We start from the raw sequence: 20,717 nt of genomic DNA, 5'->3' as shown, positions 1-20,717 counted from the left end.
CTGCCTGCTCTTTTGTCCCTTTCTTTCCTTTAATCCTGCGGCATGACAAATGCAGGCCTCACCCCGAACGCCGCCGTCACATCCAGCTCCTCGTCTCCGGTTCCTCCCTCCGGCTTCACCCTCTGAGGGTGAATATTCCCCCGTTCCAAATCCACCCCATAGACGAAGCCCGTGTCAGGATTTTTTCCATCCCCCATAGGGCTTCTGAGCCAGTATCCCTTAGAAAAGGCCGAGATCTGACTTTCCGGATTGTCCCTGCTCTCTCCCTGAAATTTCCACAGAAAATCCCTGTATTTCAGCGCCTCGTCTACAGAGAGCAGGAAGAGCTTCCCCGAGAGCTTCTGATCTCCAATGGAATAGGGCGCAATACTGTTTGACCGGAAATCTCCAAATTCGCCCTCCGGTGTTTCTCCCATATACGCCGTGTCGTTTCCCACCTGAACCGTCTTTGCCAGATAGAGCTCCTGTCCGGCCTCATCCAGCCACTTTCTTACTCTGGAATATTTGTAATCACTGCTGTCCCCAAAATTTACAAGCGGCCCCGGCTGGAATACATATGCGTGGCTTCCGTCTGCCTGTTCCTCCAGAACGTAATCTGAGCCATAATTGGCAGGAATTACAGCTGTGCATAAGAACAGGGCTCCGGCCTCACCCGTCTGTCCTCCTGTATAATTTCGGTCAACGCAGCTGAACAGATATTTCCCGCCCTGCAGTTCACACTCCTGCAGGTCTCCTGTCTCCCAGTGAATTCTTTCCGTTCTCCCCGCATCCGGCTTTTTGAGCACAATCGCGGGCCGTATTCCATAATCACTGCCATCGGGATCCACAAGCTTTAGAGAACCGTCCAATCCAGCTCCCCACACTTTTCCCTCCCCGCTGTCACGCAGCAAAAAGGCTTCTCCTGAAATACGCTCCCGGTATTTCAGGTATTCCTCTCTGGACAGACTCATAGCGTAATCCGTCTCTCCATTTTCCGGTATCTCAATCCCCACAAGACTTCCCTGAAGGGAAATGCCATTCTGAATCCCGTCCCTGAAATACTTTCGTACCTGGCTGTCTCTGTACTCCGTTGCCCCATATCCTCCAAACCATTCGGCCTCCAGTGCCTGGTCTGACAGATAGAGCATTCCTCCATCTCTAAGTTCCGGAACATATTCCCTGTAATCCTCATCAATACAGGTAAAGGTCAGCTCCCTTCCTCCCAGGCTGACCCTGATTTTTGAGCCTGCTTCCTGATAAAAGGCTCTTGTCCTGCATCGGTCGCAGACAGAATCTCCATTTTCATCTCTGTGGCCCAGAGGAGCGGTATAAATTTTTCTCTCCTGCCCTGTCCTCCGTCCCACGTACAGCGCAGTTCCCCTGGACAGACAGGACGCCTCTGTTTTCCATCTCAGCTCCCAGTTATCCCCTCCCGAATCTTCCCGGTCCGTCCCGCGCAAGACGCTCATTCTGGCAATATGCCACACATCTTTGCCTGTCCTCAGCTCTGCTTCCTCACAGTTCGAGTACACCGTGCCCTCTCCAAACCATTCTGCCAGGGCTGTTCCATTCGGCGAAAAATTTCTCCCGAATACATAGAAGGCAGCCTCCTTCCCCTCCTCGATCTGGGCTGCAATGCTGATAACCCGGCTGTCATTCTCCTCCTGTCCGGAAACGATAAACCGGGTGTCCGGCACAGACTCTGCCTTCTCTCCTGTAATGAGACTTTCGCACTGCCTCGCCTTTTTCAGAAACTCCGAAAACTCATCACCTTCCTCCATCGGCCCCATGTTCCGTTCCTCCTGAAAAAGCGCATTCTGCGGACTGGCTGTGCTGATTTCACCTGTCTTCAGGTCTGCTGTCAGCAAAGCCGTCTCCCTGGGGGCCTGGGCCGCCTCTGCGGCTGATGGAGGGCTCCATATGAATCCCAGAACCACTGTCAGCCCAATGCACCCTACTGCCCTGGCCGCTTTTTCTCTCACGTCTCCTGTTTCATTTTTCACCGCTGCCCTCAAAGCAGAGAGCAGCTTTAAACATTTCATGTCCGCCTTCTCTTCCTCCTCTCTCTTCTCTGCTCCATTTTCCGTTTTCCAGCACAGCTTCTCAGCGCCTGCAGGCAGATTCAAAGCTGACTGCACTCCCTCCCGGCAGAATTTTGCCGGAATTTTTTTACGCTCTTCCATGTCTCTGTTGGAAAACATCTGTTTCGATACTCTGAATTTTAGGCCAGATCTGGCCGGAACTAATCGAGAGTGAACACTCTCAGAAGTTACGTTTATATTATCACTTTTTGGATGATATTTCAACCTTATTTTAGAATTAAATGGTTAGAATTTAAAATTATTTAATATAATTTTTTATATTTGTTTTATTATACAGAAAATTTTTAACATTTTACGCAAACACTGTATTTTCTTCTGCCAGGCAGGCGAGGAATCTCCATGCCAGGGAGCTGCTGTGGAAAATTTTCAGAATCCTGCCCATACACAGAAGGAGGAGGCCCGTTTCCTGTGCCCCCTCCTTCTGTTCTTTTATCTTCTTTTCTTTTATTTTCTGAGCTGTTTTCTTTTCCCTTGTGTTTCCCTATTCTTCTGCTTTCTGCTCTTCTTCCTGGGAAACCTCAATTCCGAGCTCTTTCAGCTGCTTTTCGTCAACCGGAGACGGAGCCTCTGTCATCAGACAGGATGCATCCTTCACCTTCGGGAAGGCGATCACGTCGCGGATGCTGTCTGCACCAACCATGAGCATGACCATACGGTCAAGGCCGTAGGCAAGGCCGGCGTGAGGCGGAACTCCGTACTTAAAGGCCTCTAACAGGAAGCCGAACTGCTCGTTTGCCTGTTCCTTTGTGAAGCCCAGCGCCTCGAACATCTTGGACTGAATGTCGCTCTGGTGGATACGGACGGAACCGCCGCCCATCTCCGTGCCGTTTAACACGATGTCGTAGGCCTTTGCGCGGACAGCTCCCGGATCGGTGTCGATCAGAGCCAGATCCTCCTCCATAGGCATCGTGAACGGATGATGCATGGCCACGAAGCGGCCCTGCTCCTCCGAGTACTCGAGAAGCGGGAACTCTGTCACCCACAGGAACTTAAAGTCATCCTTCTTTAACAGGTCAAGCTGTCTTGCCAGCTCCAGACGCAGGTTTCCGAGTACGTCGAACACAACCTTGTCCTTATCTGCGGCAAATAAAAGCAGATCGCCGGGCTTTCCGTCCATAGCCTTCACCAGGGCTGCCAGCTCCTCCTCTGTCATGAATTTTGCAAAGGAGGACTTATAGGAGCCGTCCTCAAGGACAGCCAGATAAGCCAGTCCCTTGGCGCCAAAGCCTTTGGCAAACTCAACCAGGGCGTCAATCTTCTTCCTCGGCATTCCTGCCTGGCCCTCTGCGTTGATACCCCGCACGGAGCCGCCGTTTTCCAGGGCGCTCTTAAATACCACGAACTGGCAGTCCTTCACTGTTTCCGACACATTTTTAAGCTCCATTCCGAAGCGGAGATCCGGCTTGTCGGAGCCAAAGCGGTCCATGGCCTCGCGCCAGGTCATTCTCTGAATCGGGAGCTGTAAGTCAAAGCCGCAGATTTCCTTGAACAGCTTCTTAAGCAGTCTCTCATTGACATCCAGCACATCGTCCACATCCACAAAGGACAGCTCCATATCGATCTGTGTAAACTCCGGCTGTCTGTCGGCGCGCAGGTCCTCATCCCTGTAGCACCTTGCGATCTGGAAGTAACGGTCATAGCCGGAGCACATCAGAAGCTGCTTGAACAGCTGGGGTGACTGGGGCAGCGCATAGAAGCTGCCGGGATGCACACGGCTTGGAACCAGGTAGTCTCTGGCTCCCTCAGGTGTGCTCTTGATAAGGGTCGGAGTTTCAATCTCCAGAAAGCCCTCCTCTGCCAGAAATGCTCTTGTCAGCGTTGTGACGCGGCTTCTTGTCATCAGATTCTTCTGAAGATCCGGCCTTCTCAAATCCAGATAGCGGTATTTTAATCTCAGCTCCTCCTTGGTCTTGGAATTCTCCTCAATAGGGAATGGCGGTGTCTCAGACTCGGAAAGGATCCGCAGGGCATTTGCGCGGATCTCGATGGCTCCTGTCTTTAAATTCTCATTGACAGCGCCGGAACGGGCCTCCACCTTTCCAGTAACTGCGATTACAAACTCACTTCTGAGCTTTTCTGCCTTGGCAAAGCTCTCAGAGCCGCAGTCTGCCTCCTCGAAAATAATCTGAAGCAGCCCGGAGCGGTCTCTTAAATCTACGAAGATAATTCCGCCCTTGTTTCTGCTTTTCTGGACCCATCCCATTACGGTGACGTTCTCACCGATATTTTCTGTGGACAGCTCTGTACATCTGTGGGAACGCTTCAGTCCCAGCATTGATTCTGCCATGATATGTTTCCTCCTGAACTTTGTGTATCTATATTCATCTGCAGAAGCCTTTCCGGCACATCCCTCCGGCACAGGCCTTCCGCATACCTGAACTTCTGCTTAACCAGAATGCTGTTTTTGCTTTTTTAAAGTTTCATTTCATTGGATGCCTGGTCTGCCTCTTACTTTAAGGCTTCTCTGTAAAACTCCTTAAACTCTGTGTAGCCGTCCTTCTGGAGCTGCTCCTTCTGGAACTTCTTGTTTTTGTTCATCTGGGCTACCAGCACCTGAACGCCTGCCTTTCTCTCCTCAGACGCCTCCTTTAACACCTGGGAAAGCTTCTCGCTTCCGATGTTTTTCTCAAAGAGGTATGCCTTCTTTCCTGACGCAGCCGGAACCTTAAAGCCATTGTCGAGAAGGATGGTGACAATTCTCTCAAAGCCGATGGAGAATCCGCAGGCCGGAGTATCCATGCCTGTAAACTTTCCGATCATCTTGTCATAGCGGCCGCCGCCGGCTACAGAGCCGCCGAAGCCCTCCATAGACACCTCGAAGATAGTTCCTGTATAGTATCCCATTCCCCTCACCAGAGTCGGATCAAATTCAATGCCAAACTCTGCCTCAGCTGTGGATGAAACTGTCTCCATAATATTTGCCAGCCCCTCAGCGGTTCCCTCCTTCAGTACCCCCTTCAGGGTTTCTCCGAGGGCTCGCACGCCTGCCGCATCATTTTTTACAGATGCCAGGAGCTCTCTGTAGCGGTCTACGCTCTCTTTTGCATAGCCCATCTCCATCAGCTCAGCGGCAACCCCGTCAAGGCCGATCTTATCCATCTTGTCCAGGGTGATAAACACCTTGTCGCAGTCATCCTCCGGGAAGCCGCAGTAGGATGCCATGGCCTTCAGAAGCTCTCTGTCATTGAGCCGCACGGTAAAAGAATTATCGGGGCAGATACGGGACAGGGCGGTGGTTGTGGCTGTGATAAGCTCAATCTCTGCCAGGGAGGTGGGATCTCCTAAGATATCAATGTCGCACTGCACAAACTGTCTGAAGCGTCCCTTCTGTGGGCGGTCAGCACGCCAGACGCTTCCCACCTGAAGAGCCTTGAAGGGACTGGGCAGGTTTGCGGAGTTATTTGCATAGTAACGGGACAGAGGAAGGGTCAGGTCATAGCGCAGACCTCCGTCCACAACGTCGCTCTCCTCCCTGGCTGTCTCCAGGTTGAGCTTCTCGCCCCTCTTTAAAATTTTGAAAATAAGCTTCTCATTGTCCCCTCCCTGCTTGCTGGTCAGGTTTTCAATGTGCTCCACGCACGGAGTTTCTATAGCTGAAAAGCCGAAGCTTCTGTAGGTTTCCTTGATCTTTGCGAGCACGTAGTCGCGGATTTCCATTTCTGCCGGTAAAATATCCTTCATTCCGGTTACTGGTTTTTTCTTTAAAGCCATGGTATTCACTCCTGTTTTCTATTCTGCACGCCCCGGCGGGGGCGGTTTTCTTCTGCGCCGCGAAAAAGCGGTCCGCCACAGGGCCGTCTCTTCAGCGGCAGGCCGGCTAAAGGGCCGTCTATGTTACATAGTAGCAGACATTTCAGGGATTGCAAGTCTTTTTATCAAATCCCTCATCCCTCCAGCTGGCGGATCAGCTTTTCCTTCCTCTCAAGCATCTCGTCCACCCGCTCGATATACTGCTCCACTTCCTTCACATTTTCCGCCCTCTCAAGGCGGTTTTCTCTTGGAAATACCACCTTTGTGGTGGTTCCGGCGCCGCAGGCCATAATGGTCTGCTTCTCCTCCATGATAAGAATATTGTAGATACAGGCCTTGCCTGGAACGCTGTAGCCCACATTCTCAAAATTCCCCGCCATGTTCTTCTGGCGGTAGAGGTAGTAGGGCTCCATTCCCATCTCCCTCGCATAGCGGGCCGTCATGTCGATCATCTCCTGGGTCCCCGTTATTTTCAGGTTCCCGTACCGCTCTCTGAACATGTTGAGCCGAGCTGCCCTCTTGATAGCCAGGGAGTGGACTGTCAGGCTGTCCGGACGAAGCTCCTTGATCTGCTCCATGGTATTTCGCACATCCTCCTCGTCCTCCTCAGGAAGCCCCACGATCAGATCCATGTTGATGTTGTCAAAGCCCATCCTTCTGGCAAGGCGGAAGGTTTCCTTCACCTGCTCTACCGTATGGCGGCGCCCAATCAGATTCAGGGTTTCCTGCTTCATGGTCTGGGGATTGATGGAAATGCGGGTGATCCCGTGGTTTCTCAGAACCTGAAGCTTCTCCTCTGTGATGCTGTCCGGCCTTCCTGCCTCCACCGTAAACTCCTTCACCTGATCCATGGGGAAGGTTCTCTCCACCTTATCTAAAATGGCATCCAGATCCTCCGGGCTCAGGGAGGTAGGCGTCCCTCCTCCGAAGTAGACGGTGTCCAGGGGACGTCCCTTCATCTTCTCCGCCACATAGTCCATCTCCCGGAACAGGGCATCCAGATAGAGCCCTGTCCTGCCCTGCCACTTTCCTATGGGAAATGAGGTGAAGGAGCAGTAAAGGCAGGTGGTGGGACAGAACGGGATGCCGATATAGAGGCTGTACCCGTTTTCATAGTCCACAGCGGAAAGAAGCTCCTTCTCCCGTCTGGCCACGTCCAGGCTCAGCTCGATTTTTTCCCTGCTGGTCAGATAGGTCTCCCGCATATAGTCCCGGATCTCCTCCTCTGACATCCCCTCGTAAAGCCTTGTGAGGGCAATCTTGGTGGGGCGGATGCCTGTAAGGGTTCCCCAGGGAAGGGTTCTTCCTGTGAGCCCGCTCATCAGCCGGTAGAGCTCCCTCTTGATCCGGTTCTTCGTCTCCAGGCGGTCCCCGTCAAGTATCTGCACGCTGCCTTTCCCGGCAGTCTTCCAGGAAGGATCCGCTGCCTCCTGTACCATGCAGTCCTCCCCGTCCCCTTTTGTTCCGGCCGGCGGCGCGAAGGACTGCCCATTTTCGTCTGCCCGTGTTTCCACACAGAGACAGAATTCATCTCCCGCCCGCTCTCCTCGGACAATCAGCTTTGCCTCTGAGACGGCCTCCTCTTCCTCGTGGGTAAACTTATTCCCCGGGCAGAAGGCCATCAGAAGCTCTCTTATATCCTGTTCAAATGAATTATCGCTAAGCAGTATTCCAATCATTTTTTCTACCATCCAATATCCCTCTGCCTGTATATCACATCCGCCCGAAGGCCGCCTTCTCTATTCCAGCAGCTTTCCCTTGTAGGGCGCCAGAGGATTATATTTTTTCTCATCCCCGATGGTTGTATAGCCCAGATGTCCCGGATATACATTCACATCATCGGGAAGCTCAAACAGCTTATCGAGCACAGAGTGGAGAAGCTGCACGGAACTGCCTCCCGGCAGATCCACACGCCCGTAGGAGCCCTCAAACAGAGTATCGCCTGCAAACAGAGCCTTTTCACTCTCCACATAGTAGCAGCAGGAGCCTGTGGTATGGCCCGGTGTGCCAATCACCTGAAACTCATATCCGATCATGGAAAATTTCTCCCCGTCTCTCAGCCACACATCTGCCTCTTCGCGGATGATGGTTCCCAGAAGGCTCTTTGACAGATTCAGGTTCTCGTCTGCCAGAAGCTCCCTCTCCTGATCCAGGGCATACACCTTCGCCCCGGTAGCCTTTTTCACTGCCTCCAGACCTCCGATGTGATCGGAATGGCCATGTGTCAGGAGAATGGCCCTTGTCTGAAGTGAATCACGCTTTAAGGCCTCCGCAATCAGCTCCCCCTGATCTCCCGGATCAATGACAACAGCCTCCCTTGTCTCCTCATTTGATACAATATAGCAGTTTGTCTGCACATAACCGACTGTCAGCTTCTTAATCTGCATCTGTCTGTTCTCTCCTTTTCCCTCTCTCCATTTTCTTCTGCCGCCTCTCAGGCCCTGGAAGCCGCTTCTGAACCCTGCTCCCGGTCAGAGGGCACGGCATACTCTTTATACAAACACAAAGAGAAAACTGCTTATCCGGCAGTTCTCTCAATGTCTATTACGCCTTCAATCTGTCTCAGCTTGTCGGCCAGTTTATTCAGTTCCTCTATTCCGTGAATGTCGAAGGTCATCATAATCGTGGCCTTCCCCTGCTTGCTGGTTCTCACATTCATGGATTTGATATCAATCTGCCGTTCCGTAAACACCTTGGACAGATCCACAAACATGCCAATCCTGTTGTTTGCAAAAATCTTGATCTCCGTGGTGTACCGCTCTTTTCCTGTCTCGTTTCCAACCGGCTGCTGCCACTCTGCCTCGATAAGCCTTGCCTTCTCGTCCTCCGGCAGGTTGATCACATTGATGCAGTCTGTCCTGTGAATGGAAATGCCGCGGCCTCTCGTCACAAAGCCCACAATCTCGTCTCCCGGCACCGGGCTGCAGCACTTGGAAAACCGCACGGCCAGATCGTCGATCCCCTTGACCACAATGCCGCTCTTGGACTTGCCCGGAGCGATGACGGGAACCTTGTTTCCGTCCCCGATGGAATCGAGGATGGTGGCGTCTGTTTTCTCCTTTTCCAGCTTCTTCGTCCTGGCCTCGAGCATCTTGTTGATTACCTGGCCCTCCTTGAGGCCGCCGTGGCCGATGGAGGCGAGGACGGAATCCCAGTCCTTGAAGGCATACCGCTTCATGACCTTTTCCATAAACTCGGGCTTGTTAATCTCAGAATAATTGATTCCCTTGTTCCGGCAGTACTTGTCGATCATGTCGCGGCCCCGGATAATATTGTCCTCCTTGAGCTCTGCCTTGAACCACTGGTTAATCTTATTCTTGGCCTGCGTGCTCTTGACAATCTTGAGCCAGTCGCGGCTGGGTCCCTTGCTGTTCTGGGAGGTCAGAATCTCAATTCTGTCGCCGTTCTTGATCTCGTAGTCAATATTGACTAACATTCCGTTGACCTTGGCACCCACCATCTTGTTTCCCACCGCGCTGTGGATGGAGTAGGCGAAGTCAATGGGGGTGGAACCGCTGGGAAGGTTCTTCACGTCGCCGGACGGGGTAAAGCAGAATACGCTGTCAGAAAACAGATCCAGATCGCTTTTCAGGGAATCCAGAAATTCCTTGTTATCCGACATATCCTTCTGCCACTCCAGAATCTGGCGCAGCCACGACAGCTTCTCCTCCGCGCTGTCCATGGCCGCCTTCGTGCTTCCGCTCTCCTTATACTTCCAGTGGGCTGCAATACCGTACTCAGCCACACGGTGCATCTCATAGGTGCGGATCTGAATCTCAAAGGGCTGGCCGCTGCTTCCGATCAGAGTCGTATGTAAGGACTGATAATTGTTGATCTTCGGCATGGCGATATAGTCCTTAAACCGGCCCGGTATCGGCTTATACAGCTCGTGGATGACGCCCAGAGCCGCGTAGCAGTCCTTCACCGTATCCACAATAATCCGCACGGCGAAGAGATCGTAGATCTGATCCAGGGTTTTATTCTGCTTCACCATCTTTTTGTAGATGCTGAAGAAATGCTTCACGCGCCCATCTACCTTGCACTCGATTCCGGCATCGTCCATATGGCTCTTCACCTCATCGACAATCCCCTTCACAAATGCCTCCCTGGCATCCTTCCTGAGGGAGATCTTTTCTGACAGCTCATAGTAGACCTCCGGCTCCAGATACTTGAGAGCCAGATCGTCAAGCTCTGTCTTGATCCTGGAAATTCCCAGCCTGTCAGCGATGGGGGCGTAAATGTCCATGGTTTCCCTGGCCTTTTCTCTCTGCTTTTCAGGCTTCATATACTGAAGGGTGCGCATATTGTGAAGGCGGTCGGCCAGCTTTACAAGGATTACGCGGATGTCCTTGGCCATGGCCAGGAACATCTTTCTCAGGTTCTCCGCCTGCATCTCCACCTTGTCCTTGTCCCAGGAAATATTGGTCAGCTTTGTGACGCCGTCCACCAGAAGAGCTACCTCGGCGCCGAACTCCCTGGCCAATCCGTCGGTGGTCATCACCGTATCCTCTACCACATCGTGAAGGATTCCGGCCACGATCGTTTCCTTGTCAAGCTCCAGGTCAGCCAGGATAATAGCCACGCAGAGGGGATGGATGATGTATGGTTCACCCGATTTTCTCTTCTGATCCTTGTGGGCTTCAAAGGCCAGTCTGTATGCCTTCTCCACCATCGAAATATCATCGGACGGATGATACCTCTGGATGCTCGCAATCAGATCCTGATACAGCTCCTCCGGGCTCGTAAAGTCTGCCGGCTGCTCCAGCTCCCTATCCAGTTTTTTCATCTGATCCATCTTTTCCATACTCTGCCTCCCAGCTTCAGGTGTCTGCCCCGTTTTCCCTCTGTCGTTTGTGTCGTAAAATCCAGCCTTCTGTCACCCGGCGCAGAGCCGCGTCCAGGCATCCAGGGCGGTTTTCACGGCGGCCGGCACCTGAACCGGCCGCCGACTCCGTTAGAGAATTATCACTATTATAAATTTTTTTGTCGGAAAATGCAATTATTTTCTGTTCTCCCGGATCTGAACCCGATTTTAAACACGTTTCTGCCCTTCCGGCGTACGGCTTCCGCCAAAGGTCAAACAGCTGTTTTTCAGATCCTGCCCCATTTCATCTCATTTATTCACTCTGGTGTGAAATTCCCTGAAACGGCGCCCATTTTATTCCCGCATCGGCTCTCTTATAGCCTGTGCTCCTGTCCACCGGGCTTACATACTCCCCCTCTCCCAGATACGCTCTGAGATTTCTGCAGCTTATCTCCACAATCCGGTCCAGGGTGTATTCCAGATGGAATCCTCCTGACACATGGGGCGTAATAATCACGTTTTCGCAGTCCCAGAGAGGGCTCTCAGGCGGCAGCGGCTCAGGTTCCGTCACATCCACGCCTGCTCCCAGGAGGTATCCCTCCCTCAGCGCCTCGGCCAGGGCGTCTGTATCCACAGCCGTTCCCCTCCCCACATTGAGAAAGACGGCTCCTCTCTTCATGGAGTGAAGCATTGCGCTGCCGAACAGCCCTCTGGTAGCCTCCGTACCAGGAAGGCATGACGCCACTATATCGGCCTTTCCGAGCTCCTCCTTCAGCGCGTCCATGGTATAGAGCTCATCCACACAGTCAGGCTTTTCGTGGATCGTTCTCCTGATTCCCACAATATAGCTTCCGAACGCTTTCATCCTCACAGCAAACTCCATCCCGATGTCTCCAAGGCCTACAATCAGGACCCGGCTCCCGTAGACAGACCTCACCATCCCCTCATCCTTCCACAGATGCTGCCTCTGGTTTTCCAGATATTTGGGGAATTTTTTCAGAAGGCTTAACACCATTCCCACCATGTGCTCTGAGATGGCGAGCCCGTATGCTCCCGTGGCATTTGTCAGAACCGTATCTTCCGGGAGCACCCCCTCTTTCGTATACCCGTCTGTGCCGGCGCTGCTTAGCTGTACCCAGCCAAGGTTCCTGTTTCTCTTTAAAAGCTCAGGCGGAAGATTTCCGATCACACCGTCCACTGTCTCTATCAGCTCCCTGATCTTTTCCATGTCCCTCTCATAGAGAAGCTCAGCCCCCGCAGCAGCCTCTGCAAGCCTTCTTTTATGCCCCTCTGTCACCGGCAGCGTCACTAAAATTCTTCTTTCTGTTCTCCTCTGCTCTCCCATGGTTCCACTGCTCCTTTCTTTTCCTGTTTCGCCGTATCCTGTCTGTTTCTGCCTGTCATAACAGCAGAGCCGGCACTTTGCTTTTCTTTAAAATTTTTCCTTTAAGATTTGTCTTCCTTACGGAAAATGCCGGAATGCCTCATTTCTTTGGCATTCCGGCATTTTGTGCCTACTTACCCTCGTACACAATCAGGGATTCCACCTGATATTTTTCCAGCTTCTTTCTTCCCTCAAGGCCTGCCAGCTCCATGACAAAGCAGATCCTCACAACCTCTCCTCCAAGGCTCTCGATGAGCTTGCAGATCGCCTCCATGGTTCCTCCTGTGGCAATCAGATCGTCGATGATGACAACCTTCTGGCCCGGCCTGATGGAATCCTCGTGCATCTCAATCTCCGCGCTGCCGTATTCCAGATCATATGCCATGGAAACGGTCTTGCAGGGCAGCTTTCCCTTCTTTCTCACCGGCACGAATCCCTTGCGGGCAGCATAGGCCACCGGCACTCCGAAGATAAATCCTCTGGACTCCGGTCCCACTACCACGTCGTAGTCCACACCCTCCAGTGTTTTCAAAAGGCCGTCCACAGCCAGATGAAGTCCGTCGGGATCCTGCAGGATCGTGGTAATGTCCCTGAAAATAATCCCTGGCTCCGGAAAATCCGGAATGCTTCTTACATACTCTTCAAGTTTTTTCATGGTCTGTTTCCTCCCTGTATCTGTTATTTTATATTACATCAACTGTTTTATCATTCCTCTTTGCAGAGCAGGCGCCTCTCTCCTGTGCCTGCTGTTTCGTTTTTTCCAGGCTGTCTTCCTGAACGGCGAGCCTTTGCCTGTACACGGCTATGGCCCTCTTCATGGCATCCTGCCCCGGCGCTCCGACAGTCACCCTTCTCCTTACGCAGTTTTCCATACTGATGGCGCTGTAGACATCCTCCTCAAACACAGAGCTTACCTTCCTGTATTCCTCCAGAGGCAGTTCATCCAGGGAGCATCCTCTCTCAATGCATAAAAGCACCAGACGCCCGATAATCCCGTGGGCATCCCGGAAGGGAACGCCTCTGTTCACCAGATAGTCCGCAGCGTCTGTGGCGTTGGTAAAGCCGTTCTTTGCACTCTGCTCCATCACGTCTTTTCTGAATGACATGGAGGAAATCATGCCTGTAAACAGAGCCAGACTTCCCTTTACCGTGTCGATGGCGTCAAAGGTCAGCTCCTTGTCCTCCTGCATATCCTTGTTGTACGCAAGGGGAAGCCCCTTCATCGTTGTGAGAAGGCTCACCAGGGCACCATATACGCGCCCCGTTTTTCCGCGGATCAGCTCCGCAATGTCGGGATTCTTCTTCTGGGGCATAATGCTGCTTCCCGTACTGTAGGAGTCGTCCAGCTCCACAAACCGGTACTCGTTTGTATTCCAGATAATGATCTCCTCACAGAACCGGCTCAGATGCATGGAAATGACAGAAAGCGCGCTTAACAGTTCGATGAGGTAATCTCTGTCAGACACAGAATCCATGCTGTTTAAGGTTGCCCCGTAAAAGCCCAGCAGAGAAGCCGTGTATTCCCGTTCCAGGGGATAGGTGGTTCCCGCCAGAGCACCTGCACCGAGGGGGCAGTAGTTCATCCTCTCCCGGATGTCATGAAGCCTTGACAGATCCCGGAAAAACATCTCCGCATAAGCTCCCAGATGGTGAGCCAGGGTGATGGGCTGGGCCTTCTGGAGATGGGTAAAGCCCGGCATGTAAGTATCCAGATTTTTCTCCATCATATCTACAAGCACCTTTAAAAGTCCCCGCACAAGGCTGTCCAGCTCGTCAATCTCATCTCTTGTGTAGAGCTTCATATCAAGGGCCACCTGATCATTCCTGCTGCGCCCCGTGTGAAGCCGCTTTCCCGCCTCTCCAATCCGTTCAGTCAGCTGACTCTCCACAAAGGAATGGATATCCTCGTACTCCGGCGTAACCGTAAGGGTTCCACTCTCCAGATCCCTCAAAATTCCCTGCAGCCCCTCTGTGATCGCTTCTCTGTCCTCTTCTGAAATGATTTCCTGCCGGGCTAACATCGTCACATGGGCGATGCTCCCCTCAATGTCCTGACGGTACAATTTCTGATCAAAGGAAATAGATGCATTAAAGTTGTGCACCAGCTGGTTTTCTTCCTTCGTAAAACGGCCTCCCCATAATTTCATGGCAATTCTCTCCTTTATCCCTGCTCCTGGGCCTCTGCGCCCTCCTGCGAATGTTTCTCTGTATTTGTCTGTCCCTCTCTCTGCAAAGCTGAGAGCTGGCTTTCTTTTTCCTGCCGCTGCCCAGATTTCTGGCTTCTGGCCCTTTCTCTTCTTTTTCTGTCGTACATCTGCTTTCTCTCGCGCTGCTTTCTGGCATGGGAAATGCCAAAGGCAGCAGCCAGAACGGCCAGGGAGCCGAGGGAAATTGCAGCCCCCATTTTAAGTCCCTGGGGCATATAATGCATCTCAATCACATGGCTTCCGGGGGACAGCTCAATTCCCATAAACGCGTCAAACAGCTTTTTAGCAGTTTTTTTCTCGCCGTCCACAGTTATGCTCCATCCCTCGTCATAGGGGATAGACAGAAACAGCGTTCCTCCCGCCTCCGTCTCCACGCTTCCCTTGAGTCTGCTGTCCTCCCAGACAGTCAGTTCAAGGGGACTCTGGGCCAGCTTTCTGTAGACATGCTCCAGGGCAGCCTCATTGTAGCGGTACAGGCGGATTCCCAGATCCTCACTTCCCTCCTCATTCTGGAAGGTCAGCGTCTGGCCTTCATCTACAAGTCCCACTTCAATCAGATAGCCTCTGTTTACATTGTCAAAGGTCTGTTCTTTCTCTCCTTTTTTCAGAGACACCTCTTTCACCTGTCTGTTGGAGACGTAAGCATAGTACTCTCCCGGCTCCTCCGGTGTATAGATTAAACTGGGCCCGCTGCCGAGCCCGCCAACTTCCATAAGCACATCCGGCGCGTCAAACAGACCGCACAGGGAATTCTGCACATCAGCGGGATTTACCATGTCAAGCTGCCACTCATTTTCCATGATATCCGGGATCAGAAATCCCAGAGGCAGGGTATACCGGTTGGCGTACAGGTACACGCCTCTGTAATCCTGAATATACTCCACCCGGGGATTTCTCTGCTCCTCCGGATAAAATGCATATTTCACCGACAGAAGGCAGTCCACCAGAGGCGTGCTTCCCGTAATGCTGTAGGCATTCGTGGAGGCCTCGCAGCCCATGTGCCTCATGAAATCCGTCACATCCGCGCTGGCCACCGAGGAAAACAGAGAGACTGAAGGAAAGTGCATCCACGCACCGTCATTTTTCGTCCTCTGATCCGTCTTTTCAACTCTGTAAAATCCCTCCTGCCCCTTAAGACTGTCAGCCAGAATCTCAACCGCCTCATTGTCCTGCGTGTACGCAGTTCTGCTGGTAGTGGTGACGCTGGTGCAGGTCGTATTGACCGCCGCCTCCACACTGACTGTAAGAAGAGCCAGAAGCATAATCAGGGCCTGTCTGCCCCGCCATCTCTGGCCGCATCTCTCCCTGCTGCTCCTGTAGAGGAAAATCAGCCCTGTGTAGAGCGCCAGGAAAAAGATCGCCCCGTAAAATACGGCAAAGTGGTAGGCCTCGTCCCCTTCCGTGAATTTCTGTGCCAGGAGGACAAAGGACGCAGAGCCCCAGAAGGCCACGGACACGCTCCTGGAAGAAATCCCTTCCAGATTGGTATAGGCCCTGCAGCAGACAGTCAGCATCAGCGCAATGTAGATAAAGGACTGTCTTGCAGGAAGGCTGTTGGGATAGTGAAAGCCATGCCAGATAAAATTCAGCACATTGATGGAAAAGCTGGCAAGGAAAAACAGCAGAAGCGTACAGTAAACTGCCTTTTCCTTAAGTTCAATTTTCCTGCAGGCCAGATACAGCAGAAAAAACATAAGCACAGCCACGCCGCAGTAGATGTTCGGCCAGTGATTAAGACCGATTTCCACCTGTACATTCCCGATATGGCGGGCCAGCATATCCAGGATGGAGAAGTAGCTCTCCGCCGTTTCCGGAAAGCTCATCTCTCCTGAGGCAGTGCTCTGCAGAGCATAAATTTCAGGCAGAAGCACAAAAGCTGCCAGTCCTCCGGCCAGCAGGGAATACCCGGCAAACAGTCCGATGGTCTTCCCCCATCCGTCCCTGAAGCTGTCCCAGTCGAGAACCGCCAGGGCAATAAAATACAGCACCATGAAAATACAGATCATGATGGAAATATAGTAGTTGGACAGAATCGAAAGTCCCAGGGCCACGCAGTAGAGAAGCCCCTTTTTTTCACTGACCAGTCTCTCAAGCCCCAGCAGGATCACCGGAAACAGCACAATGCAGTCCAGCCACATGATATTCCAGCTGTAGGCCGCCATATACCCGGATAGGGCATAAAAAATACCGAAAAAACACGTCCCAAAGTCGGAAGTTCTGCAGTGCTTTCTCAGATACCAGGTAAAGGCAAGGCCTGCAAGTCCGATCTTCAGCACGATGGAGCCTGTCATAAATTCGATGATAAACTCCTTTGGGCAGAAAATGATCAGCCAGTTCAAAGGGCTCGCCAGATAATAGGCATAAAGCGCCGCAAAATTAACTCCCAGCCCTATATTCCAGCTGTAGAGCAGGCTTCCTCCCTGTGACAGCTTGTGTTTAAACTCTGAAAAGAACGGAGCATACTGGTGGTACATATCCGTCCTCAGAAAGCTCTGTTCTCCAAAAGGGAAGATTCCGCGCTGGGCAAAAATAATAATCATGATTATCACAGGGATCAGGAAGGCCGCTGCGTAACAGTCTCTCGCCCTCAAAAGTCCCGGGCGATCCTCTTCCTGTTTCCGGCTTCTCTCCGGATACCGTTCCCTGGCGCCTAAAACGGCCGCCTTCTGACCTTCCCTCTGACCTCTGCCAGGCCTCAGTCTGTCCTCTGTGCCGTTTTCCGGCTTTCTCACCCGCCGCTGGCTGGCTGCAGCCTCTTTTATCCCGGCGGGTTCCATTTCGTCCACCCGTCCCTCTTCTCTGTCCGGACCGGTATCTTTCCTTTCAGCCGCTCTCTCCTCGTTCTGTCCCGGTTCCCTGTCTGCCCCTGCAGCCACCTGATTTAAAACCCTGTCAAACTCCCTGGAAATTCCGGCTATCTCATCTTCTCTCATAGAACCTCCAAATTTCCTATCTCGCTTCCTGCTTATTCCTGAAAATGAACAGCTTGCTGAGCACATAGTTCAAAACAAGAGATACCGCAGATACTGCGATCTTTCCGATCAGATTCGGCCATCCCAGGCCATTTACCATGATCTCCATTCCGGCAATCGTGATGACTCCTGTAAAGAGCCTGCATGCCACGAAGGACGTCAGCTCATTCAGCAGCTTTGCCGGATGTAAGGTTTTGCTCTGAAACACATAAATCTTATTGGTAACAAATGCAAACAGGACAGCGGCCACAAACGATATGGTCTGGGAAAATACAACGGAGTATCCCATGTAGTAAAGGACAAAATATCCCACCCAGTCTACCGCTGTGGTCAGCACACCGAAGATAAAGTAGGACACGGTTTCCCTGTTCACAAACTTTGACCACAAGGCTTCCCATAATTTTCTAATCATATACTTTCTGCTTCCTCTGCTCTCTTTTTCTCTTTTTTCTTTTCGTCTTATCTCTGTTATCTCTGCCTGTATGTCCGGCGCCTGAACGCCGCCTTTTATTGTAATGTTTTTTTCTGCAAAAAGCAAGGACGGGAGCCTGTTTTCTCACATGTTCCCGCCCTTCTATTTTCACGCCTTCAAACGGATGGATAAACAAACACCCTTGTTCCATCCCAGGCCGTACGGCCTTTCACATCTGCATTTCTGGCAGAGCTCTGCCAAATTTCTGCCTGAATTAAAGCTCGCTTAACAGCTTCTCCACGCTCACCAGCTTCACGCACAGTGTGAAGAGCTCTGTTGCTGTGATCAGATCCTGAAGCGGCGGATAGGAAGGAGCAATACGGATGTTGCTGTCCTTCGGATCCTTTCCGTATGGATAGGTAGCGCCTGCATCTGTCATGATCACACCTGCCTTCTTGCACTTGGCCACAATCGCCTTCGCGCAGCCCTCTAAGGAATCAAAGCAGATAAAGTATCCTCCCCTGGGTTTTGTCCAGCTTCCAATCTCCAGACCGCCCAGCTCCCGATCCAGGATCTCCTCAACAGCCTCAAACTTCGGGCGGAGAATATCAGCGTGCTTCTTCATGTGCTCTACCATTCCATGAATGTCCTTAAAGAAGCGTACATGGCGCAGCTGGTTTACCTTGTCATGTCCGATGGTCTGGATTTTTAACTGCTTCTTGATGTCCTCCAGGTTATTCTGGGATGTGGCAAGAGCCGCAATTCCGGAGCCCGGGAAGCTGATTTTGGAAGTAGATGCAAACTTGTAAACCAGATCCGGGTTTCCGGCTCTCTTGCACTCTGCCAGAATCTCTGTCACCTGATCCTGCTTGTCCTCATATAAATGATGGATTCCGTATGCATTGTCCCAGAAGATTCTGAAATCCTTTGCAGCCGGCTTTAATCTCGCCAGACGGCGTACCGTCTGATCGGAGTAGGAGACTCCGCTTGGATTGGAATACTTGGGAACACACCAGATTCCCTTGATTGCCTCATCCTTTGCAACCAGCTCCTCCACCATGTCCATGTCAGGACCGTCCTCTGTCATCGGCACATTGATCATCTCAATGCCAAAATATTCTGTAACCGCAAAGTGTCTGTCGTAACCGGGAACAGGACAGAGGAATTTCACCTTATCCAGCTTGCACCACGGAGTATTTCCCATAATTCCATGTGTCATAGCACGGGAAATCGTATCGTACATTACATTTAAGCTGGAGTTTCCATAGATAATCAGATTAGATGCAGGCACCTCGATCATATCTCCGATCAGTTCCTTGGCCTCACTGATTCCATCCAGCACGCCGTAATTGCGGCAGTCTGTGCCGTCATCACAGGTGAGATCGGTGGAGCTGTTCAGCACATCCATCATGCCCATGGAAAGGTCTAACTGCTCTGCAGACGGCTTTCCGCGGGACATATCAAGCTTTAACCCCTTTGCCTGGAATGCCCGGTACTGTGCGTTCAGTTCATGGCTGAGTGCCACTAATTCTTCCTTTGTAAGTTCGCTGTAAGGCTTCATTCCCTCTAAATCCTCCTTGTTATCAGGCTCTCTCGGCCATCTTATTCTAAAAAATTCAGTCTTTCCTATTTATCATATCAAAACGCAGTTTTATTGACAAGATTTTTTTGCAGGCTCCTTTTGCTTTTAAATCTCTTTTTGACCGTGGATTTATACCTTTTTACGTTGCACAGCTTTCCCATCAATGGTATAATGACCCGAAGCGGATCCTATTACCGGGGCAGATTTCAGCTCCTGCTGTATAAGTCCCGGCACTTCGTCCCGCCTAAGTCTCCCTATCCGAAGGATATGGAGCCTTCCCTATCCCATAGACTAGAGAAAAGAGGCCTGCGCAATGAGTTCAGAGTATCTGCTGGTGGACGGCTACAATATCATATTTGCATGGACAGATTTAAAAAAAATTGCAGAACAGAATATCGATTCGGCCCGCACAAAGCTGCAGGATATTCTCTGCAATTATCAGGGCTTTAAAAAATGCAATGTGATCCTGGTGTTTGACGGCTACAAGGTGAAGGGCAATCCCGGCTCAGTCATCAAATACCACAATATCCACGTAATATTCACAAAAGAAGCGGAGACGGCAGATCAGTACATAGAAAAGGTCACCCAGGAGATCGGACGCCAGTACCATGTGAGAGTTGCCACCTCAGACCGCCTGGAGCAGGTGATCATTCTCGGAAAGGGAGCCGTCCGCATGTCAGCCAGGGACCTGGAAAAAGAGATACGTGAAACGGACGCTGTTATCAAAAAAGAGCATCTCGACAAGATCAAGAGCTATAAGATGCGTCTGTTCGACTACGCCGATCCGGCCCTGCAGGAATATCTGGAACGCCTGCGCCTGAACCGGGATACGGACGGTGAGGAGTAAGTCCCGACTTTTCTAATCCGCTGTCAGGGCAGTTTCGGCATATTCATCTGCCAAACACTGATATTATAAAAATAACTTCAGGAGGTGCTCACCTATGTCTTTAGCTGAGCTTTTTATTCTTGCAGTGGGAGTTTCCATGGATGCTTTCGCTGTCGCAGTCTGTAAAGGACTTTCCATGAAACAGTTGAACTGGCGCCATGCCGTTATAATCGGAGTCTATTTCGGTGGATTCCAGGCAGGAATGCCGTTTATCGGCTATCTCCTGGGCTGGCATTTTAAGGACGCCATCACCTCGGTGGACCACTGGATCGCTTTCGTGCTCCTGGCAGCCATCGGACTCAGCATGATTCGGGAATCACGCTCCAAGGACGAGGATGAGGAATCACTGGACGCATCCGTTGACTTCAAAACCATGTGCGTCCTCGCCCTGGCTACCAGCATCGATGCCCTGGCAATCGGAGTCACCCTCTCCTTCCTAAATGTTGACATCGTTCCGGCAGTGTCCTTTATCGGCATCATCACCTTCTCCCTGTCCATCGTGGGAGTAAAGGCAGGAAATGTATTTGGAATACGATACAAATCGCGGGCTGAGCTTGCAGGAGGTACGATTCTCCTTCTCATCGGCTCCAAAATTCTGATTGAGCATCTGTTTTTATAAGACAGATGCTTTTTTCATAT

Annotated in this window: 13 protein-coding genes and 1 pseudogene; 2 read left to right on the top strand and 12 right to left on the bottom strand. The window is 51.7% G+C overall.

Annotation, left to right across the window (positions count from 1 at the left end; translation table 11 throughout):
- Positions 1–29 precede the first annotated feature (29 nt).
- The 12 genes from DW757_RS02250 to DW757_RS02190 form a co-directional block, all read right to left on the bottom strand.
- Positions 30–2,105, bottom strand: a complete 2,076-nt coding sequence (locus DW757_RS02250; RefSeq protein WP_243033301.1) for a hypothetical protein — start codon at positions 2,103–2,105, stop codon at positions 30–32.
- Between the two features lie 457 nt (positions 2,106–2,562).
- The gene (aspS, locus tag DW757_RS02245) at positions 2,563–4,368 is read right to left on the bottom strand and encodes an aspartate--tRNA ligase (protein ID WP_118750863.1); all 1,806 of its coding nucleotides are present in this window, start codon (positions 4,366–4,368) and stop codon (positions 2,563–2,565) included.
- Between the two features lie 161 nt (positions 4,369–4,529).
- Positions 4,530–5,792, bottom strand: a complete 1,263-nt coding sequence (hisS, locus tag DW757_RS02240; RefSeq protein WP_118750862.1) for a histidine--tRNA ligase — start codon at positions 5,790–5,792, stop codon at positions 4,530–4,532.
- Positions 5,793–5,965: 173 nt separating this feature from the next.
- Positions 5,966–7,522: a coproporphyrinogen dehydrogenase HemZ gene (gene hemZ, locus DW757_RS02235; RefSeq protein WP_118750861.1), complete on the bottom strand. Its 1,557-nt coding sequence runs from the start codon at positions 7,520–7,522 to the stop codon at positions 5,966–5,968.
- 48 nt (positions 7,523–7,570) lie between these two features.
- Complete coding sequence (locus tag DW757_RS02230) at positions 7,571–8,218, bottom strand: MBL fold metallo-hydrolase (protein ID WP_015544118.1); 648 nt, start codon at positions 8,216–8,218, stop codon at positions 7,571–7,573.
- A gap of 131 nt (positions 8,219–8,349) precedes the next feature.
- Entirely contained in the window at positions 8,350–10,635 is a 2,286-nt protein-coding gene (locus DW757_RS02225; protein WP_015573691.1) for a bifunctional (p)ppGpp synthetase/guanosine-3',5'-bis(diphosphate) 3'-pyrophosphohydrolase, read from the bottom strand.
- Positions 10,636–10,948: 313 nt separating this feature from the next.
- Entirely contained in the window at positions 10,949–11,980 is a 1,032-nt protein-coding gene (locus tag DW757_RS02220; RefSeq protein WP_118750860.1) for a D-2-hydroxyacid dehydrogenase, read from the bottom strand.
- Positions 11,981–12,149: 169 nt separating this feature from the next.
- Positions 12,150–12,674, bottom strand: coding sequence for an adenine phosphoribosyltransferase (locus tag DW757_RS02215; protein ID WP_008394933.1), 525 nt, complete (start codon positions 12,672–12,674; stop codon positions 12,150–12,152).
- Between the two features lie 28 nt (positions 12,675–12,702).
- Positions 12,703–14,166, bottom strand: coding sequence for an argininosuccinate lyase (argH, locus tag DW757_RS02210; protein ID WP_118750859.1), 1,464 nt, complete (start codon positions 14,164–14,166; stop codon positions 12,703–12,705).
- A gap of 14 nt (positions 14,167–14,180) precedes the next feature.
- Positions 14,181–17,159, bottom strand: a complete 2,979-nt coding sequence (locus DW757_RS02205) for a YfhO family protein (RefSeq protein WP_118750858.1) — start codon at positions 17,157–17,159, stop codon at positions 14,181–14,183.
- Positions 17,160–17,175: 16 nt separating this feature from the next.
- On the bottom strand, positions 17,176–17,610 hold the full coding sequence (locus tag DW757_RS02200; protein ID WP_021966143.1) for a GtrA family protein: 435 nt from the start codon (positions 17,608–17,610) through the stop codon (positions 17,176–17,178).
- Between the two features lie 274 nt (positions 17,611–17,884).
- Entirely contained in the window at positions 17,885–19,171 is a 1,287-nt protein-coding gene (locus tag DW757_RS02190) for an aminotransferase class I/II-fold pyridoxal phosphate-dependent enzyme (protein WP_008394928.1), read from the bottom strand.
- A 343-nt stretch (positions 19,172–19,514) separates the two neighbouring features.
- Here DW757_RS02190 and DW757_RS02185 point away from each other — a divergent pair.
- A pseudogene (locus DW757_RS02185) lies at positions 19,515–20,039 on the top strand (NYN domain-containing protein); the annotation flags it as partial.
- A gap of 94 nt (positions 20,040–20,133) precedes the next feature.
- Entirely contained in the window at positions 20,134–20,697 is a 564-nt protein-coding gene (locus DW757_RS02180) for a manganese efflux pump MntP family protein (RefSeq protein ID WP_008394926.1), read from the top strand.
- The last annotated feature ends 20 nt before the right edge of the window (positions 20,698–20,717 follow it).

Origin of the sequence: Clostridium sp. AM29-11AC (genome assembly GCF_003480545.1) — a bacterium.
GTDB lineage: Bacteria > Bacillota > Clostridia > Lachnospirales > Lachnospiraceae > Otoolea > Otoolea saccharolyticum_A.
Note: the sequence above shows the minus strand (reverse complement) of the source record. Positions and strands in the feature narration are given on the sequence as shown.